The sequence below is a fragment of the Rahnella sp. PD12R genome (genome assembly GCF_019200965.1).
GTDB lineage: Bacteria > Pseudomonadota > Gammaproteobacteria > Enterobacterales > Enterobacteriaceae > Rahnella > Rahnella laticis.
The window spans coordinates 1-16350 of record NZ_JAHTMS010000027.1; the positions used below are offsets into that span (position 1 = coordinate 1).

Annotated in this window: 18 protein-coding genes, 1 pseudogene and 1 other annotated feature; of the genes and pseudogenes, 7 read left to right on the top strand and 12 right to left on the bottom strand. The window is 50.2% G+C overall.

Features of this window, described 5'->3' with window-relative positions; all coding sequences use genetic code 11:
- From KWG64_RS25325 to thrS, 9 genes are all read right to left on the bottom strand, one after another.
- Positions 1-107, bottom strand: a 107-nt coding sequence (locus KWG64_RS25325) for a transposase (protein ID WP_218523485.1), incomplete at its 3' end; no start/stop codon positions are given.
- 183 nt (positions 108-290) lie between these two features.
- Positions 291-587, bottom strand: coding sequence for an integration host factor subunit alpha (gene ihfA, locus KWG64_RS25330; RefSeq protein WP_004089944.1), 297 nt, complete (start codon positions 585-587; stop codon positions 291-293).
- A gap of 4 nt (positions 588-591) precedes the next feature.
- Positions 592-2979: a phenylalanine--tRNA ligase subunit beta gene (gene pheT, locus KWG64_RS25335; RefSeq protein WP_218523481.1), complete on the bottom strand. Its 2388-nt coding sequence runs from the start codon at positions 2977-2979 to the stop codon at positions 592-594.
- Between the two features lie 14 nt (positions 2980-2993).
- On the bottom strand, positions 2994-3977 hold the full coding sequence (gene pheS, locus KWG64_RS25340) for a phenylalanine--tRNA ligase subunit alpha (RefSeq protein ID WP_152325692.1): 984 nt from the start codon (positions 3975-3977) through the stop codon (positions 2994-2996).
- 99 nt (positions 3978-4076) lie between these two features.
- Positions 4077-4201: a sequence feature (Phe leader region), on the bottom strand.
- Positions 4152-4196 (bottom strand): pheST operon leader peptide PheM, encoded by a 45-nt coding sequence (pheM, locus tag KWG64_RS25345; protein ID WP_106120997.1) that lies wholly within the window; start codon positions 4194-4196, stop codon positions 4152-4154. (Overlaps the previous feature by 45 nt.)
- 125 nt (positions 4202-4326) lie before the next feature.
- A complete protein-coding gene (gene rplT / locus KWG64_RS25350; RefSeq protein WP_056773451.1) occupies positions 4327-4683 on the bottom strand; it encodes a 50S ribosomal protein L20 in 357 nt (118 codons plus the stop codon).
- 42 nt (positions 4684-4725) lie between these two features.
- Positions 4726-4923 carry a 50S ribosomal protein L35 gene (rpmI, locus tag KWG64_RS25355; protein ID WP_013576135.1) on the bottom strand — a complete coding sequence of 66 codons (198 nt, stop codon included), beginning with the start codon at positions 4921-4923 and terminating at the stop codon, positions 4726-4728.
- Positions 4924-5018: 95 nt separating this feature from the next.
- Positions 5019-5570, bottom strand: coding sequence for a translation initiation factor IF-3 (infC, locus tag KWG64_RS25360; RefSeq protein ID WP_013576136.1), 552 nt, complete (start codon positions 5568-5570; stop codon positions 5019-5021).
- A 3-nt stretch (positions 5571-5573) separates the two neighbouring features.
- Positions 5574-7502, bottom strand: a complete 1929-nt coding sequence (gene thrS / locus KWG64_RS25365; protein WP_101077102.1) for a threonine--tRNA ligase — start codon at positions 7500-7502, stop codon at positions 5574-5576.
- Positions 7503-7792: 290 nt separating this feature from the next.
- On the opposite strand from thrS, the gene KWG64_RS25370 reads away from it, so the two are divergent.
- Positions 7793-8476 (top strand): MarC family NAAT transporter, encoded by a 684-nt coding sequence (locus KWG64_RS25370; protein WP_104922568.1) that lies wholly within the window; start codon positions 7793-7795, stop codon positions 8474-8476.
- A gap of 24 nt (positions 8477-8500) precedes the next feature.
- On the opposite strand, the gene KWG64_RS25375 is transcribed toward KWG64_RS25370, so the two are convergent.
- Positions 8501-9136, bottom strand: coding sequence for a transglycosylase SLT domain-containing protein (locus KWG64_RS25375; protein WP_152326331.1), 636 nt, complete (start codon positions 9134-9136; stop codon positions 8501-8503).
- Positions 9137-9458: 322 nt separating this feature from the next.
- Here KWG64_RS25375 and KWG64_RS25380 point away from each other — a divergent pair, with 322 nt between their 5' ends.
- Positions 9459-10328 carry a fructosamine kinase family protein gene (locus tag KWG64_RS25380; RefSeq protein ID WP_195814429.1) on the top strand — a complete coding sequence of 290 codons (870 nt, stop codon included), beginning with the start codon at positions 9459-9461 and terminating at the stop codon, positions 10326-10328.
- Between the two features lie 106 nt (positions 10329-10434).
- Here the strand turns inward: KWG64_RS25380 and KWG64_RS25385 are convergent, their stop codons facing one another.
- Positions 10435-10986 carry a YniB family protein gene (locus tag KWG64_RS25385; RefSeq protein ID WP_195814428.1) on the bottom strand — a complete coding sequence of 184 codons (552 nt, stop codon included), beginning with the start codon at positions 10984-10986 and terminating at the stop codon, positions 10435-10437.
- Between the two features lie 206 nt (positions 10987-11192).
- Between KWG64_RS25385 and hxpB the strand changes: the two genes are divergently transcribed.
- The 5 genes from hxpB to KWG64_RS25410 all read left to right on the top strand — a co-directional run bounded on the left by hxpB (position 11193) and on the right by KWG64_RS25410 (position 16124).
- Positions 11193-11858: a hexitol phosphatase HxpB gene (gene hxpB / locus KWG64_RS25390; protein WP_218523482.1), complete on the top strand. Its 666-nt coding sequence runs from the start codon at positions 11193-11195 to the stop codon at positions 11856-11858.
- A 305-nt stretch (positions 11859-12163) separates the two neighbouring features.
- On the top strand, positions 12164-13000 hold the full coding sequence (gene kduI, locus KWG64_RS25395; RefSeq protein ID WP_195814426.1) for a 5-dehydro-4-deoxy-D-glucuronate isomerase: 837 nt from the start codon (positions 12164-12166) through the stop codon (positions 12998-13000).
- A 77-nt stretch (positions 13001-13077) separates the two neighbouring features.
- Positions 13078-13839, top strand: coding sequence for a 2-dehydro-3-deoxy-D-gluconate 5-dehydrogenase KduD (gene kduD / locus KWG64_RS25400; RefSeq protein ID WP_218523483.1), 762 nt, complete (start codon positions 13078-13080; stop codon positions 13837-13839).
- A 153-nt stretch (positions 13840-13992) separates the two neighbouring features.
- Entirely contained in the window at positions 13993-14550 is a 558-nt protein-coding gene (locus KWG64_RS25405) for a metal-dependent hydrolase (protein WP_218523486.1), read from the top strand.
- A gap of 182 nt (positions 14551-14732) precedes the next feature.
- On the top strand, positions 14733-16124 hold the full coding sequence (locus tag KWG64_RS25410) for an L-cystine transporter (protein WP_218523484.1): 1392 nt from the start codon (positions 14733-14735) through the stop codon (positions 16122-16124).
- A gap of 124 nt (positions 16125-16248) precedes the next feature.
- Here the strand turns inward: KWG64_RS25410 and KWG64_RS25415 are convergent.
- Positions 16249-16350 (bottom strand): annotated as a pseudogene (locus tag KWG64_RS25415) (IS200/IS605 family transposase); the annotation flags it as partial.

Genomic DNA, 16350 nt, shown 5'->3' on the forward strand with positions numbered 1-16350 from the left:
GCTTTGCGCTTCYCTCCGTAGAACACCTTTCTTCGGTACTTCGGCGCAAAAACTATGTGATATTTACAGTTCCATCGCGTGTGCGCTAAGCTCTTTTCGTCCCTCATTGGGACCCCCTTTTGATTTCTTGTTGAACCTTTGCAGTTGCCAGACCGCAAACTGTTTTAACAAATCAAAAGGGGTTTTTATAACTGGCTCAAAGCTGAAAGCTTTACTGAACCCCCAGCCTAGCTGGGGGTTTTCTGTGCACAAAAAAAAGGCCGCTTTCGCGGCCTTTTTGATGATTTTACTTATTCTTTCGGAGTGGCATTCTCAACACGACTTTTCAATTTCTGTCCCGGACGGAAAGTCACCACACGACGCGCCGTGATCGGAATATCTTCGCCGGTTTTCGGGTTACGTCCCGGACGTTGGTTTTTGTCACGCAGATCAAAGTTGCCAAAGCCAGACAGTTTTACTTGCTCGCCATTTTCCAAAGCACGACGGACTTCTTCGAAAAATATTTCAACAAGGTCTTTGGCATCCCGTTTGCTCAGCCCGAGCTTCTCAAACAGGTGTTCTGACATTTCAGCTTTAGTAAGCGCCATAGGTTCAATCCCTCAAGGATGCTTGGAATCGCTGTTTTAGAGCCTCTACGCATTTTGCAACGGTAGCGGCGATCTCCTCTTCTTCCAGTGTACGGGCGGTATCCTGCAACACCAGACTGATAGCCAGGCTCTTATAACCCTCAGCTACGCCCTTGCCACGGTACACATCAAACAAGTTTACGCCAACTACCTGATTTGCGCCAACTTTCTTGCACTCTGCCAAAATATCGTCTGCGGGCACGTTTTCAGCCACAACAACAGCGATGTCACGACGGTTCGCCGGGAAGCGGGAAATCTCTTTCGCATCAGGCAGTACGCGGTCTGCGACCTTATTCCATAACAGTTCGAAGACAACAGTACGGCCATTGAGATCGAGTTTACGTTCCAGTTCCGGGTGTACTACACCAATGAAACCAATACGTTCGCCGCGTAAATAAATCGCTGCGCTCTGCCCAGGGTGCAGTGCAGGATTTGCTTCAACCTTGAACTGTACATCGTTCATTTTGCCGGTAAGCTCAAGAATAGCCTCAAGATCACCTTTCAAATCGTAGTAGTCAACTGCCTGACGCGCCAGATCCCAATGCTCTTCATTTTTCGTTCCGGAGATCACACCAGATAGCATGACGTCCTGACGGATACCCAAATCGGCTTGAGTATCAGGCACAAAGCGCAGGCCGCTTTCAAATATGCGCACGCGACTTTGCTGACGATTTTGGTTATTGACTACCGCAGTCAGCAGACCAGACCACAGAGAAAGACGCATTGCCGACATTTCGACAGAAATCGGACTTGGCAAAATCAGCGCGTCTTCGCCCGGATGCAGTAATGCCTGCACTTTAGGATCAACGAAACTGTAGGTAATCGCTTCCTGGAAACCACGGTCAACCAGAAGATTTTTCACACGTTTCAGCGACAGATTAGCTTCACGGTGTTTGGTCATCACCAGGCTGGCTTTCACCGGGACATCAGGGATGTTGTTGTAACCGTAGACACGGGCAACTTCTTCCACCAGATCTTCTTCAATTTGCATGTCAAAGCGCCAGCTCGGTGCGACAGCCACCCAGTGATCGCCTTTATGCTGAACCTGGCAGCCCAGACGGGTCAGAATGTCCGTTACCTGCACATCTTCAACGTGATGGCCAATCAGGCGATCCAGTTTTTCGCGACGCAGGGTAATGGTTGCGGCTTTCGGCAAATCGGCTTCTGACGTTACGTCAATAACCGGACCCGCTTCGCCACCACAAATGCTCAGCAGTAACGCGGTTGCGCGTTCGATGGCTTTGAACTGCAGTTGCGGATCAACGCCACGTTCATAACGGTGCGACGCGTCAGTGTGCAGACCCTGACGGCGCGCGCGGCCGGTGATAGACAGCGGAGCAAAGAATGCAGATTCCAGCAGCACGTCCTGAGTTTCGTCGTTCACACCAGAATGTTCGCCACCAAAAATACCGGCCATCGCCAGTGCTTTGCCGTGATCGGCGATCACCAGCGTGTCTTCGTTCAGTTTAGCTTCAGTGCCATCAAGCAGAGTCAGCGCTTCATCTTTTTTCGCCATACGCACAACGATACCGCCGTCGATACGGTTCAGGTCGAAGGCGTGCATTGGCTGACCAAGTTCAAGCAGCACATAGTTGGTGATATCAACGACGGCATCGATTGAACGCGTACCGCAGCGGCGCAGTTTTTCACGCATCCACAATGGCGTAGGCGCCTTAACGTTGATGCCTTTGACCACGCGGCCCAGATAACGCGGACAAGCCTGAGGAGCCTGAACATCGATAGAAATAGCCGTATCAATAGTGGCTTTAACCGGATTCATTTCCGGCTCAACCAGCGGGAGCTGGTTAATCACCGCAACGTCACGCGCCACGCCCAGAATACCCAGGCAATCTGCACGGTTCGGCGTCACGCTGATTTCAATAGTCGTGTCGTCCAGTTTCAGGAATTCACGAATATCGGTGCCCACGGGCGCATCCAGCGGTAACTCGATGATGCCATCGTGATCATCCGAAATCGCCAGCTCAGAGAAAGAGCACAGCATGCCTTCAGACGGTTCGCCACGCAGTTTGGCTGCCTTGATTTTGAAATCACCCGGCAATACTGCGCCCACTGTGGCGACGGCAACCTTAAGGCCCTGACGGCAGTTTGGTGCGCCACAAACGATGTCCAGCAGACGATCGCCGCCTACGTTTACTTTCGTTACACGCAGTTTGTCTGCATTCGGATGCTGGCCACATTCGACCACTTCGCCCACTACAACGCCGTTAAAAGCGCCCGCGACAGGTTCAACGCCATCGACTTCCAGGCCGGCCATGGTGATTTGGTCTGATAATGCTTCGCTGCTGATGGCTGGGTTTACCCACTCACGCAACCAGAGTTCACTGAATTTCATGTGATATTCCCGCCTTACTTAAACTGTTTGAGGAAACGCAGATCGTTTTCGAAGAATGCACGTAGATCGGTCACGCCATAACGCAACATGGTCAGACGCTCCATCCCCATCCCGAAGGCAAAACCGGAATACACTTCCGGATCAATACCGACGTTACGCAATACGTTCGGGTGCACCATGCCGCAACCCAGCACTTCCAGCCATTTACCGTTTTTGCCCATAACGTCAACTTCCGCAGAAGGCTCGGTGAAGGGGAAATAAGAAGGACGGAAACGGATCTGCAAATCAGCTTCAAAGAAGTTGTTCAGGAAATCGTGCAGCGTGCCTTTCAGGTTGGAGAAGCTGATGTCTTTATCAACAATCAGGCCTTCCATCTGGTGGAACATCGGCGTGTGTGTCTGGTCGTAATCGTTACGGTAAACGCGGCCCGGTGCAATAATACGGATTGGCGGTTGCTGATCTTTCATCGTGCGGATCTGAACGCCGGACGTCTGAGTACGCAGCAGGCGCTTAGCGTCAAACCAGAAAGTATCGTGGTCAGCACGGGCCGGGTGGTGGCCCGGAATATTCAGGGCATCGAAGTTATGATAGTCATCTTCGATTTCAGGACCGGTTTCCACGGTAAATCCGAGTTCACCGAAGAAAGTTTCAATGCGATCGATAGTACGGGTCACCGGATGCAAACCGCCGTTTTCGATACGACGGCCTGGCAGGGAAACATCAATCGTTTCTTCTGCAAGACGCGCATTCAGCACAGCGGATTCCAGCGTATTTTTCCGCGCATTCAGGGCTTCCTGAACCTGCGTTTTCGCTTCGTTGATCACTGCGCCTGCTGCCGGACGTTCTTCCGCTGGCAATTCACGGAGGGTCGTCATCTGGAGCGTCAGGTGGCCTTTCTTACCCAGATATTCGACACGCACGTTATCCAGCGCGGCGATATCCTGAGCACTCTCTACGGCTGCCTTGGCATTGGCAACCAGCTCTGCGAGATGTGGCATTGCTTTCCTCTTCTTCTGGCCAATATGGCCCGATGTAAAATAACCGTGATTAATCAGGGGCGCGATTTTGACCCTGAACCTTAGTGTATAAAGCACAGATACAAAAAAGCCTCCACGAGGGAGGCTTAGGCGCTACTTTTCGTTTCTTCTCTTACGCGCGAAAGCCTTCCTGAGTCAGGCGCTAAAGTAAAAAAAGAAACGGAAAATAGCAGCATTCATGCTTGCGTTACCTTAATGATTGTCTTTCTTGTGCCAGGACGTAAACGGGACTGTCAGTATTAAACAACGAATCAGCCTGTTTTTAAACACAAAATATAAAAGAGGGAGCAAGCTCCCTCTTTCACCTGACTTACGCCAGTGCTGCTTTCGCTTTTTCGACCAGAGCGGCAAATACCACTTTGTCGAATACTGCGATGTCAGCCAAGATCTTACGGTCAATTTCAATAGAAGCTTTTTTCAAGCCGTTAATGAATTTGCTGTAAGACATGTCGTTCTGACGAGCTGCTGCGTTGATACGCGCGATCCACAGCTGACGGAACTGACGTTTCTTTTGACGACGGTCACGGTAAGCGTATTGACCAGCTTTGATAACAGCCTGGAATGCAACACGATATACGCGAGAACGGGCACCGTAGTAACCTTTCGCCTGTTTTAAGATTTTCTTGTGACGTGCACGTGCAATCACACCACGTTTTACGCGAGCCATATGCTCTCCTGAGTTTTATATTCTAGATTAAAAAAAGTGTATTTATGCGTACGGCAGACATGCAGAGACCAGACCCAAATCGTTCTTGGATACCAGGCCTTTTGGACGCAAGTGACGTTTACGCTTAGTAGCTTTTTTGGTCAGAATATGACGCAGGTTTGCGTGCTTACGCTTAAAACCACCGTTGGCGGTTTTTTTGAAGCGTTTAGCGGCGCCGCGTACTGTTTTGATCTTTGGCATTTTAAATTCCACTTCGCATTGTTATTAACATGAATCAGAAAGGCGAATCCAGCATGCGCGGTGCGAACACCGCGCAGCAGGATTACTTGGAAGCCTTACTGTTTCTTCTTAGGTGCGAGCACCATGATCATCTGACGACCTTCGATCTTCGTAGGGAAGGATTCGACAACGGCCAGTTCAGAATCTTCACACAGGTCTTTACGGACGCGGTTAAGCACTTCCATACCGATCTGTTGGTGCGCCATTTCACGCCCGCGGAACCGCAGGGTGATTTTGGCTTTATCGCCATCTTCCAGAAAGCGAATCAGGTTGCGTAGTTTGACCTGATAGTCGCCATCATCGGTACCAGGTCGGAATTTGATTTCCTTAACCTGAATAACTTTTTGTTTCTTTTTCTGCTCTTTGGTCGACTTGCTCTTCTCGTAGAGGAATTTGCCGTAATCCATGATTCGACAAACTGGCGGCTCGGCATTCGGACTGATTTCTACTAAATCGACGCCCGCTTCCTCAGCTTTTTCAAGAGCTTCATTCAGACTGACAATACCAATCTGCTCGCCATCGACGCCGGTGAGGCGAACTTCTTGCGCGCGAATCTCTTTGTTAATGCGATTAGGACGCGCCGGTTGAACTCGTTTTCCGCCTTTAATACTTTATTCCTCCAGTTGATGAAGACTTCTGCTGCGGATTTCCGCCAGCAGTTTGTCAACGACTTCGCTAACATCCATGCTTCCCAAGTCTTTGCCGCGGCGGGTACGAACAGCAACTTTGCCTGATTCGACCTCTTTATCGCCACAAACTAACATGTAAGGAACACGGCGCAGCGTGTGTTCGCGGATTTTAAAGCCAATCTTCTCATTTCTCAAGTCGGCTTTAACGCGAATGCCTGCATCTTGCAGTTTTTTAGTTAATTCTTCGACATACGGCGCTTGTGAATCAGTAATGTTCATGATCACAACTTGCACCGGCGCCATCCAGGTCGGGAAGAACCCGGCGTATTCTTCGGTCAGAATACCGATGAAGCGCTCCATGGAACCCAGGATAGCACGGTGAATCATTACCGGGACCTGACGGTCGTTGCTTTCTCCAATATAGGAGGCGTTCAAGCGACCAGGTAATGAAAAGTCGAGCTGCACGGTACCACACTGCCACGCACGATCCAAACAATCATGCAAGGTAAATTCAATCTTCGGACCGTAGAACGCACCTTCACCCGGCTGATATTCGAATTCAATCTTGTTTTCGGTCAGTGCTGCGGCCAGGTCATCTTCCGCCTTAGTCCACATTTCGTCAGTACCAATGCGCTTCTCAGGACGGGTGGACAGTTTCACCACAATCTTTTCGAAACCAAAAGTGCTGTACATGTCGTAAACCATGCGGATACAGCTGTTCACTTCGTCGCGAACCTGCTCTTCAGTACAGAAGATGTGGGCGTCGTCCTGAGTGAAACCACGAACACGCATCAGGCCGTGCAATGCACCAGACGGCTCGTTACGGTGGCAGCTGCCGAACTCGGCCATACGCAATGGCAAATCACGGTAGGATTTCAGACCCTGGTTGAAGATCTGAACATGCCCCGGGCAGTTCATCGGTTTGATGCAATATTCACGGTTTTCAGAAGAAGTAGTGAACATCGCTTCTTTGTAGTTTTCCCAGTGACCGGTTTTTTCCCACAGTACGCGATCCATCATGAACGGACCTTTGACTTCCTGATAGTCGTAAGACTTCAGTTTCATACGTACGAAGGCTTCCAGCTCACGGAAAATAGTCCAGCCATCGTTGTGCCAGAACACCATGCCCGGCGCTTCTTCCTGCATGTGATACAGGTCGAGTTGTTTACCGATTTTACGGTGATCGCGCTTGCCGGCTTCTTCCAGACGCTGAATGTAGGCATTCAGTTGCTTTTTATCTGCCCAGGCAGTGCCGTAGATACGTTGCAGCATTTTGTTATCGCTGTTGCCACGCCAGTATGCACCGGAAGTTTTCTGCAGTTTGAAATGGTGGCAGAAACGCATATTCGGTACGTGCGGACCACGGCACATATCCACGTATTCTTCATGATGATACAGGCCCGGACGATCGTCATGGCTGATGTTTTCATCCAGAATCGCGACTTTGTATTCTTCACCACGGCTTGCAAAGGTATCGCGCGCTTCCTGCCAGCTGACTTTCTTTTTAATAACGTCGTAATTCTTTTCAGCCAGTTCGTGCATACGCTTTTCAAGCAGTTCGATGTCTTCCTGAGTGAGCGTGCGATCTAAATCGACGTCATAATAGAAGCCATTATCGATAACCGGGCCGATAGCCATTTTGGTATCTGGCCACAATTGCTTGATGGCATGACCCAAAAGGTGCGCACAGGAGTGACGCAAAATTTCAAGACCGGCTTCGTCTTTAGCGGTGATGATCGCCAGTTGTGCGTCGGTTTCAATCAGATCGGTTGCATCAACCAGTTCGCCGTTAACGCGACCAGCGATACAGGCTTTCGCCAGACCAGGACCGATATCGAGAGCAACATCAAGAGGTGAAACGGGGCGATCAAAAACGCGCTGGCTTCCGTCAGGAAGAGTAATGACAGGCATGTTAATTCCTTAATCTACAGTGGTGCCCCACACGACAGAGCACATCTAGAAAAATATTTGAGTTTAATTTCATGTAGTTATTCACGCTATTCAGCTTTACTTTGCCAAATATAGGCACCCTGGAATACATCACGTAATTGTATCGGGATGCGACGTGAAAACAGACAGCGAGTTTACCACCCGTAAAGTGCGAATTTCCAGCAACCTGTGTTGCTTAAGATGGATATTTTTCGTGTAATCCCCTCCGGACACGCTAAGGTAAACACAAACGCTTTTCAAAAGGGAAATTTATGTCAGAAGTCAGCCTGTTATTTCAGGCCATCGGATTGGGTTTAGTGGTGATTCTTCCGCTGGCGAATCCGTTAACCACCGTTGCCCTCTTACTTGGGCTATCCGGAAACATGACAGCGCAGGAGCGAAATCAGCAGTCGCTGATGGCCTCGGTGTACGTTTTCATCATCATGATGGTCGCCTACTACGCCGGACAACTGGTGATGAATACCTTCGGGATTTCAATTCCCGGCTTGCGTATTGCGGGTGGCCTGATTGTCACATTTATCGGTTTCCGAATGCTTTTCCCTCAGCCACACGTTGAAGAGAAGGTGCTGATGGAAAACAAAACCGAGGAGATGAAACGGCAGGATTCACCGAATATCGCGTTTGTGCCGCTGGCGATGCCAAGCACCGCGGGCCCGGGTACTATTGCGATGATTATCAGCAGCGCATCAACCATCAGGGAAGGTTCAGATTTTCCTCACTGGGTAATTTTAGTCGCGCCGGTGCTGATTTTCTTTCTGGTCAGCCTGATTTTATGGCTCACATTGCGCAGTGCGGGCGGAATTATGCGTCTGGTTGGGAAAAGCGGGATTGAAGCAATTTCACGGCTGATGGGATTCTTACTGGTCTGTATGGGCGTGCAGTTTGTGATTAACGGCGTGACTGAAATTATTTCTCATTTTCCGCCAGCAGCCTGATTCGCTACTGGCGGAAAACGAAATTTAACGCATCGCCAGATAGGCGCTGTTCACTTTCCACAGATAACGCGGAGCCTGTGGCGCCGGATGTTTCTGCTGCACATGCTGATAAAACTCTTGCGGGGACATCTGATTAATTTTCGCAATTGCGTATGTTTTATCTTTCGCGAAAGTTCTCAGTAAAGCCCCTGCCCCGTTAACGTAGGCCACCGTCGTTGCATAACGACGGGTTTCCGGGTTACTGATCCCCGCCAGTTGCTGCTGGAGAATACTCAGATACGCCGTGCCCAAGTCGATATTCATTGCAGGGTCTTTCAGTTCATGAGCGCTGGGCTGCCCGTAACGTCCTTTCATCCGGTAGGCATCGCGTCCTGCCGTTGAGGCCTTTAGCTGCATTAACCCAATCGCATTCGATTTACTGACAACGGTTGGGTTATATCCAGATTCAACCTGAATGATTGCTTTAACAAGTGTTTCGTCGACGCCGTAAGTATTTGCCGCCTGATGAATAACATCACCATAAGGCCCCGGATGCATTAATGAAGTTTCGCTTTGTATGGGTGGCGATGGATTCAAAAAATGCGTGGTTTTAACCGGTGTTTCTTTAGCGCAACCCGCCAGTAAAAGCGCGGCCATCAAATAAAGAATTTTTGGTTTCACGTTTTCTCTCTCGCGACTGGGACGAGGGCTAGCATATACATCTTCTTCCCACACCTGAATATATTTTTAGTCTATTATTATTATTGTTTTGTTAAACAAGGGGGTTAGACACATGTCGATAAGACAATTCTGCATATAAAACCTCTTTAACGTCACATATTCTGAAATTAACAGATTCATTGATTACACTCTCAGTTCAGCCACGTCGCAATTCGCATAAATTAACAGCATCATCTGATTCAGCCGTGCGCGGGATCGGGTTTTTGAACCACAAAAAACGCTAACTTAATGAATTATCGGGCCAGTCAGAAGGGGTGATACCATGTGGCAAGCCGTCAATCGTTTGTTGAGTGAACACCTGGGCAGTGCTGAAATCCGCGAACGTGTTGAACTGCCGGGAGGAGAAATTCACCCGGCCTGGCGGTTGAGCTACGGTGACAGGGATGTATTCGTGAAGTGCAATGCGCGCGAAATGCTCCCTATTTTCGCGGCTGAAGCCGATCAGCTCGCCCTGCTTGCCCGTAGTCAGACGGTTCGCGTGCCTGAGGTTTATGGTGTTGGCAGCGATCGTGACTACAGTTTCCTGCTGCTGGAATATATCCCGCAAAAGCCTCTGGATGCCCATAACGCCTACATTTTAGGGCAGCAACTTGCCGCGTTACATCAGTGGAGCGAGCAACTGCAATTCGGTCTTGATTTCGATAATGAGCTGGCGACCCTGCCGCAACCCAACAGCTGGCAGCGGCGCTGGGCGACATTCTTTGCCGAACAGCGTATCGGCTGGCAGTTGCAACTGGCGGCGGAAAAAGGAATGACGTTCGGCAATATCGAAGATATCACTGCAATGGTTCATGCCCGCTTACAGAACCACCAGCCTCAGCCTTCTTTACTCCACGGCGATTTATGGCCGCACAACTGTGGCCTTTCCGAACACGGCCCGGTCATTTTCGATCCCGCCTGTTACTGGGGCGACAGGGAATGCGATCTGGCGATGCTTCCGCTGTATCCTAATGTTCCGCCACAATTATATGACGGTTATCAGAGCAAAACGCCGCTTCCGGATGACTTCATTTCCAGGCAACCCATCTACCAGTTATATTACCTGCTAAATCGCAGTAATTTATTCGGAGGGCAGCATCTCGTCGTTGCCCAGCGCGCTATCGAAAGACTTCTCCACGACGACATTAATTAGCCTGGTAAATGTTTTTATGTATAAACAAATAAGGCCTGAATAATGAAAATATTCAGGCCTTATTTATGAGAAAGATAAGTCAGATGTTACAAAAAGTAATGTCAGATCAACCTGCAATTAAACCTAATAATTTCAAAACGAAATAGGCAACGACTGCAATAACGATGGGCAAGATATAGAGCGGGAAATACTGCACCAGGATTGTATGTCTCGGGATGACAATCCGTTCTTCAATTTGTGGTCGTGTACGCCCTTCCGCGCCTTTCGCCTGTTCGAGGATCAGCTGATCCTGAATGCCTTCACGGATATGTTTCACCTGACGGGACATTCTTGCGCCGGATGCCTGTAACGCCAGACCGACAAAAATCAGCCAGTAGATAATAAAGAACACGATGTTGGCGGTGGTCACGCCCTGCCCCAGAGCGGGAACGGGGGAGTTGTACCAGAAAACGTTAAGAAACGAGGTGTTGAACTTCACCATATCAACCATCACGTGGACGAAATCCAGCATAACGGCATTGATGCCCTGCTCAGTTTTAGTGTGTTCGTTAATAAAATTAAGCAATGAAATCAGTGTTGAAAGCAGCGCAGGGATAAAAATAATCCATCCTGCAATCCGTTTAATCACTGCCACGCGTCCGGCTTGTTGGTACGTCATGAATTCCCCTTGTTAGGACACCTAAAGCAACACGTAAGTTTACCCACAGAAAGTATTTTGCGCCCAATGTTTTAATCAGTTACTGGCGATGCCTGCCTGAAACAGCGCTTATGACGGTTTTCCTGACCGTTCCTCTATCGGATTTCACCCTCAGAACCGGCGGTGTTAGAGTAAAGCGTCAATTCACTTTTACGGAGTCCGCTTTCATGACTTATGTTCGCCCTGTTAATGCAGCAATTTTCGATATGGATGGTCTGTTAATTGATTCTGAACCACTTTGGGTTCAGGCAGAACTGGACGTTTTCGGTAGCCTGGGCGTCGATATTACCCAGCGACATTTACTGCCGGATACGCTGGGGTTGCGCGTCGATCAGGTGGTCAGAATGTGGTATCAAACGCTGCCATGGCAGGGGCCGACGCAGGACGAAGTGTCTAAAATGATCATCGCGCGCACCATTGAACTGGTGGAACAAACGCGCCCTTTGCTGCCGGGCGTGAACCAGGCACTTGAGCTGTGTCGTGACAGCGGGCTGAAGATTGGCCTCGCGTCAGCTTCTCCTTTATTTATGCTCAGGGCGGTTCTTGAGATGTTCAACCTGCAATCCTATTTTCAGGTGATCACTTCGGCAGAAAACCTGCCTTACAGTAAACCGCACCCCGAAGTTTATCTGCTCGCCGCCGGAGAATTGCAAGTTGATCCTCTTAACTGCGTCACGCTCGAAGATTCCTTCAACGGGATGATTGCCACGAAAGCCGCACGCATGCGCTCGATTGTTGTTCCCGCCAGTGAGTATCGCGAAGATCCGCGTTGGGCGCTGGCCGACACCAGGCTCGCGACCCTTGAAGCTTTAGTGCCTGCACATATCCTCTGAGACGTCTTCCCTGGTAAGCCGGCGCAAAGCAACCCGCTTCTGCGCCGTTCCCTGCTTCAGCCTGACTTCGCATTTTCCCTGCCACATTTCCCCGAACAGCGTTTAATTTCGCGAACCTTGAACTGCCTCATAAAATAAATAAAACGTTATTTCATTTTTATTGAATTAACATGCCAATGAACCTATGCTGCGTTTAACAAGGACGAGCCGGGAGCTCTCCTGCTTCTGTACGCTGTCACTGCCACGCAACGGTCAGACTCGCCCGGCACGTCCTCCTTTATTGCAATCCTATGAGAGGCACCGACATGCAAGTTCGTCAAAGCATTCACAGCGACCACGCCAAAACGCTGGATACCGCAGAATTACGCCGCGAATTCCTCATTGAGAAAATCTTCGAGAAAAACGCCTACACCATGACCTACAGCCATATCGACCGCATTATCGTCGGCGGCGTGATGCCAGTAGAAAAGTCAGTTTCTGTAGGCGACGAAGTTGGTAAACAACTCGGCGTGAGCTATTTCCTCGAACGCCGCGAGCTGGGCGTGATCAACATCGGTGGGCCGGGGCTCATTGTGGTTGACGGAACAACTTATGAGATTGGTCATGAAGAAGCGTTGTACGTCGGCAAAGGCGCGAAGCACGTTGAATTCAGCAGCGTTGATGCCGTAAAACCCGCCAAGTTCTACTACAACAGCGCCCCTGCGCACACGACGTTCCCCAACAAAAAAATCACGCTCGCCGAAGCGTCTCCTCAAACTATTGGCGATGCGGCCACCAGCAATCGCCGCACAATCAATAAATTTATCGTCCCTGACGTTTTAGAAACCTGCCAGCTGACGATGGGATTGACGAAACTCGAAGAAGGCAGCCTGTGGAACACCATGCCTTGCCATACCCACGAGCGCCGAATGGAAGTGTATTTCTACTTCAATATGGAAGAAGAAACCGCCGTGTTTCACATGATGGGGCAGCCACAGGAAACGCGTCATTTACTCGTTCATAACGAACAGGCCGTCATTTCGCCGAGCTGGTCAATTCATTCCGGTGTAGGCACGAAAAACTATACCTTCATCTGGGGAATGGTCGGCGAAAACCAGGTATTTGACGACATGGATCACGTCAAAGTCAGCGAACTGCGTTAACCCTTGTGCTCTGCTGCACGGCGGCGGAGCAAATCATCCTTTAATGGCGAACGTGCCGTGCAAAAGAGACTTTAAATATGATCCTCAATGCATTTGAGTTAAGCGGCAAAGTCGCAATCGTGACCGGTTGTAACACCGGGCTGGGCCAGGGTATGGCGCTGGGGCTGGCACAAGCCGGTTGCGATATCGTAGGTATTAACGTTTCGGCGCCAAACGAAACAGCCGAAAAAATCACGGCGACCGGCCGCCGTTTCCTCGATCTTCGCGCTGACCTGAGCAGCATTACGGGCATTCCCGAACTCATCGAAAAAGCGGTCAGCGAGCTTGGTCATATCGATATTCTGGTGAACAACGCCGGTATCATTCGCCGGGAAGATGCTATCGAGTTCAGCGAGAAGAACTGGGACGACGTGATGAACGTGAACAGCAAGACGCTATTCTTCATGTCTCAGGCTGTGGCTAAACAGTTCATTAAACAGGGTACCGGCGGCAAGATTATTAACATTGCTTCCATGCTTTCCTATCAGGGCGGCATTCGCGTTCCTTCTTATACGGCATCAAAAAGTGCCGTCATGGGCATCACCCGGCTGATGGCGAATGAATGGGCGAAACACAACGTCAATGTTAACGCCATTGCACCGGGCTATATGGCTACCAACAACACTGAACAACTTCGTGCAGATGAAGATCGCAGCAAAGAAATTCTTGATCGCATCCCCGCTGGACGCTGGGGTTCGCCTGAAGATGTCATGGGCCCCGTGGTTTTTCTGGCGTCGAAAGCCTCGGATTACGTTAACGGTTATACAATTGCCGTTGATGGCGGATGGCTGGCGCGATAATAGCCCAATAAGTGACAGCAAAAAGGCGTATTTTTTATACGCCTTTTTCTTTTTTATCATATCGTTGACAATTAGTTACAGGGTGTCCCTTCCAAGATTGTGACAGTTTCACTTATACTGGATAAAATAACAGTTATCCAGTTCGGACGCGTCATGACGGCGGAAGGCCATCTCATTTTTTCAATTGCCTGTGCAGTATTTGCGAAAAAGGCACAGCTTTCTCCGGAACTGGCGCACGGTGACTGGTGGCATATTATTCCGGGGTCACTGCTGACGTGCCTGCTGCCCGACATTGACCACCCAAAATCCCTGATTGGCCAGCGCCTGAAATGGATTTCCGCTCCGATCGCGCGGGCTTTCGGGCACCGCGGATTTACGCACAGCCTGCTTGCCGTCGCCGGAGGAATTTTTCTTCTGCGCACCCATTTCCCTCACGACTGGGTGATACCCATCGATGCCTTTCACGCCATGATTATCGGCTATCTGAGCCATATTCTGGCTGATATGCTGACGCCTGCCGGTGTTCCTTTATTGTGGCCCTGCCGCTGGCGTTTCCGTCTGCCCATCATTAACAGCCAAAAAGGCAATCAGCTGGAGCGAACATTGTGCCTGATGCTGGTCGGGCTCACCCTTTTCTGGCCGGACTGGACGCCCATTATTGGTGCAATTAATCCCGATATTTTTAACCATATTCTAAAACTCTTCATCTGAGCAGCACAAAAACCCGGCTATCTGGCGTAATTTAATACGAATAGAGCAGAAAAGTTATAACGCATTCCTTTTGGATATAAATGATCGGGCACCCAACTGATATTCTTCACCCCAATGCTATGGGATGGTGCAATCCCTTCCGGGAACACCCGTTTTAAAAAATTATAAGTTTGGAGTCTGGTATGAATTTTCCGCTCGTGATTAACGTAGTGGTTTTCGTTGCCCTCCTTTTGCTGCTGGCGCAAACCCGTCATAAGCAATGGAGTCTGGCAAAAAAAGTTTTAGCAGGTCTGGCACTCGGTGTGGTATTCGGTCTGGCACTGCAACTGATTTATGGTTCCGACGATCCGGTTCTTAAAACGTCAATTACCTGGTTCAATATTGTCGGCAACGGCTACGTTCAGCTGCTGCAAATGATTGTGATGCCGCTGGTCTTCGTGTCAATTCTGAGCGCAGTGGCGAAATTACATAATGCCTCTTCGCTGGGTAAAATCAGCTTCCTGACTATCGGCACTCTGCTGCTGACAACGCTTATCGCCTCTCTGGTGGGGATTTTCGTTACCGGTCTGTTCGGCCTGACTGCAGACGGCCTGGTACAGGGGACGCAGGAAACCGCGCGCCTAACCGCTATCCAGTCCAACTATGTGGGCAAAGTCGCTGACCTGAGCGTTCCTCAGCTGATTCTTTCCTTTATTCCTAAAAACCCGTTTGCCGATCTGACCGGTGCAAGTCCGACGTCCATCATCAGCGTGGTGATTTTCGCGGCCTTCGTTGGCGTTGCGGCACTTCAGCTGGTTAAAGATGATGCAGAGAAAGGCCCGCGCGTTCTGGCATTCATCGATACCCTGCAAGCCTGGGTGATGAAACTGGTTCGTCTGGTCATGAAACTGACCCCGTACGGTGTTCTGGCACTGATGACCAAAGTGGTTGCCGGTTCTAACATTCAGGACATCATCAAACTGGGCAGCTTCGTGGTGGCGTCTTACCTCGGTCTGGCCATCATGTTCGTGATTCACGCTGTGCTGTTGTCTTTCACCGGCGTTAACCCGGCGAAATTCTTCCGTAAAGTCTGGCCGGTGCTGACCTTCGCGTTCACCAGCCGTTCCAGCGCCGCCACTATCCCGCTGAGCGTTGAAGCACAAACTCGTCGTCTGGGGATCCCTGAATCGATTGCCAGCTTCGCAGCATCCTTTGGCGCCACTATCGGCCAGAATGGCTGTGCCGGTTTGTATCCGACAATGCTGGCCGTCATGGTTGCGCCAACCGTGGGCATCAACCCGTTTGATCCGGTCTGGATTGCCACGCTGGTCGGGATTGTCACCCTGAGCTCCGCCGGTGTTGCCGGTGTGGGCGGCGGCGCGACTTTCGCAGCACTTATCGTGTTACCGGCGATGGGCCTGCCGGTTACCCTGGTTGCGTTGCTGATCTCCGTCGAACCGCTGATTGATATGGGCCGTACTGCCCTGAACGTAAGTGGTTCTATGACCGCCGGGACAATTACCAGCCAGCTGTTAAAACAGACAGACAAAGCGGTGATGGATTCTGAAGAAACCGCTGAACTGGCTCATCGCTGATCCCGGTTCGCTGAAAAATAAATATCCTCCGGCATAGCCGGAGGTTTTTCATATGCGCCTATAAGGCTCTGTTACCAGCCGCGCCCTAACAGGCGCATCGCGATCTGACATTTGCATCTATGGATTACTTACTGCCCGTAAACGGGCTGCCCGGATATGGGATCGAGAGCTGCTCACCCATTTTATCCTCTTCCAGTTGGTGCTTTATGTATTCCTGTATCCTGGC

Coding starts and splice junctions, on each gene's coding strand:
- ihfA (WP_004089944.1), bottom strand. CDS start 587: ATGGCGCTTACTAAAGCTGAAATGTCAGAACACCTGTTTGAGAAGCTC.
- pheT (WP_218523481.1), bottom strand. CDS start 2,979: ATGAAATTCAGTGAACTCTGGTTGCGTGAGTGGGTAAACCCAGCCATC.
- pheS (WP_152325692.1), bottom strand. CDS start 3,977: ATGCCACATCTCGCAGAGCTGGTTGCCAATGCCAAGGCAGCCGTAGAG.
- rplT (WP_056773451.1), bottom strand. CDS start 4,683: ATGGCTCGCGTAAAACGTGGTGTGATTGCACGTGCACGTCACAAGAAA.
- rpmI (WP_013576135.1), bottom strand. CDS start 4,923: ATGCCAAAGATCAAAACAGTACGCGGCGCCGCTAAACGCTTCAAAAAA.
- thrS (WP_101077102.1), bottom strand. CDS start 7,502: ATGCCTGTCATTACTCTTCCTGACGGAAGCCAGCGCGTTTTTGATCGC.
- KWG64_RS25370 (WP_104922568.1), top strand. CDS start 7,793: ATGTCAGAAGTCAGCCTGTTATTTCAGGCCATCGGATTGGGTTTAGTG.
- KWG64_RS25380 (WP_195814429.1), top strand. CDS start 9,459: ATGTGGCAAGCCGTCAATCGTTTGTTGAGTGAACACCTGGGCAGTGCT.
- KWG64_RS25385 (WP_195814428.1), bottom strand. CDS start 10,986: ATGACGTACCAACAAGCCGGACGCGTGGCAGTGATTAAACGGATTGCA.
- hxpB (WP_218523482.1), top strand. CDS start 11,193: ATGACTTATGTTCGCCCTGTTAATGCAGCAATTTTCGATATGGATGGT.
- kduI (WP_195814426.1), top strand. CDS start 12,164: ATGCAAGTTCGTCAAAGCATTCACAGCGACCACGCCAAAACGCTGGAT.
- kduD (WP_218523483.1), top strand. CDS start 13,078: ATGATCCTCAATGCATTTGAGTTAAGCGGCAAAGTCGCAATCGTGACC.
- KWG64_RS25405 (WP_218523486.1), top strand. CDS start 13,993: ATGACGGCGGAAGGCCATCTCATTTTTTCAATTGCCTGTGCAGTATTT.
- KWG64_RS25410 (WP_218523484.1), top strand. CDS start 14,733: ATGAATTTTCCGCTCGTGATTAACGTAGTGGTTTTCGTTGCCCTCCTT.